Genomic DNA, 676 nt, shown 5'->3' with positions numbered 1-676 from the left:
GACCTGCGCGGCCTGCGCGCGCCGCGCATCGCGCTGCGTCACGCGCAGCTCGCGCGCGTGCAGTTGGCCGCCGCGCAGCTGGCGGGACTCGATGCGCGCGGCGCGACGCTTGAGGAGGTCGGCCTGAACGGCGCGGATTGCCGGGCGGGGATGCTGGTCGGCCAATCCAGGCAGGTCTGGCGCGCGGCGGATACGCAGCGCGCGAGCTTCGACGAAACAGCAACGGAAGACGACCGCCAGTGGCGGCAACGCGCCCAGCCGGGCGCCAGAGGAGTGTGACGATGACGATCATCGAGATGCAGGCCGCTCGCGAGCGGCAGGTCGACCCCAGTGACGGCGAGATGCCGGAACCGATGCGCGCGCTGCTGAAGCGGGCTGCCGCGCCGTTCTCGCCGGGCCCCGCCGGACGCGTATCGGTCGGTCGCGTGACGGGCGAAGAGACCGACGGCCGGTGGCGGATCGACGTGGAGCCCGGCGGCGTGCTGCTGGCCCGCCAGGCGGTCAGCTGCGTCGTCAGGCCGCAGCCGGACGATCTGGTCCAGCTCTATCAGGCGGCGGACGGATGCTGGGTGCTCGCCATTCTCGAACGGCGTGGTGACGCGGCCGACGTCGTGCTCGATTTCGGCGCGGCCGAGGTCCTGCTGCAAGCGCAGGACGTGCGCGTGCAGGCGCGCGA

Annotated in this window: 1 protein-coding gene and 1 pseudogene; both read left to right on the top strand. The window is 73.1% G+C overall.

Annotation, left to right across the window (positions count from 1 at the left end; translation table 11 throughout):
* Positions 1 to 279: pseudogene (locus AC1RQF_RS33435) on the top strand (pentapeptide repeat-containing protein); the annotation flags it as partial.
* 2 nt (positions 280 to 281) lie between these two features.
* Positions 282 to 676: DUF3540 domain-containing protein (locus AC1RQF_RS33430; RefSeq protein ID WP_492874418.1), on the top strand; the 395-nt coding region annotated here is incomplete at its 3' end.

The organism is Burkholderia sp. GW821-FHT14F03 (assembly GCF_058803765.1).
This window is presented reverse-complemented; position numbering and strand designations above follow the sequence as displayed.